Here is a 983-nt window from a genome sequence, read left to right as displayed (position 1 = left end):
CAGAAATTACAAAAAGACCCCAGTACACTTCATGAAGTAAGATTAAGATACCTGACAGGGAACCTCAAACTTACATCATTCCAAAATAGGAGGACGAAGTTACATGGGGTTTAAAAAAAATAATCAACCACTTAATAATATACAAGGAAAGAAAGGTAGTCAATTCAGTTCCCAATTAAGGGGGATAAACCTAGAAAGAGTATTAGTTGTAGCGATTGATGCAGCTAAGTTTTTTCAGAAGGCGTTACTTTGTAATTACTTTGGGGACGTAATAGAAAAACCATTTTTCTTTGGTGTAGATAAAAATGGGATCAACCATTTGTGTTCATTAATAGAAAATGCAAAAGGTCAGATTCAGGCTGAGAGAATTTTTATTGGTGTTGAAGCTACAGGTCATTATTATGAGGACATCGTGCGAGAACTTGGAAAACGTGGTTATGGAGTGACCATTATCAATGCCGCAACTACATACGAAGAAAGGTCAAGTGCGTTAAATTGGAGTAAAACGGATGATTTAGACCTTTATGCCATCGCACATGCACTCATTCAAAACAAAGGAATGGAAAACAAGCTACCTGAAGGCATTTATCGACGTCTCATGACTCTTACCCGTGCCAGAAGAGATGAAGTTCGTAAACGAGCACTAGTAAGGGTACATATTCGAACACTGATGGACCATATTTGGAGGGACTTTCAAGGATATGTAGAGATAAAAAATAATAAACCCGAAAAAAAACTCATCTTCAGTAAGTTTTGGGGAAAGCCATCTCTATTTTTCTTAGAAAATTATCCTCACCCATCTAGCGTCTTAGAACTCGGAATAGAAAAACTTCTTCTATTGGTGAAAGAGAAAAAATTGAGAATTAAAGAAACTACGATCCACACTCTCATGAAAGTAGCTGAACAATCGATTGTGAAATCAAAGGAAGAAGTTTCAGCTGAATTACTTTTACTAAAGTTGGCAGTACAGGACTTAAAACGGT

1 protein-coding gene is annotated in these 983 nt (G+C 36.5%); it reads left to right on the top strand.

Translation table 11 applies throughout. The annotated features are described in order from the left end of the window. Positions 1–103 precede the first annotated feature (103 nt). Positions 104–983, top strand: an 880-nt coding sequence (locus M3189_RS26410; protein ID WP_251639763.1) for an IS110 family transposase, incomplete at its 3' end; no start/stop codon positions are given.

This window comes from Neobacillus niacini (assembly GCF_023715415.1).
GTDB lineage: Bacteria > Bacillota > Bacilli > Bacillales > Cytobacillaceae > Neobacillus > Neobacillus niacini_C.
Note: the sequence above shows the minus strand (reverse complement) of the source record. Positions and strands in the feature narration are given on the sequence as shown.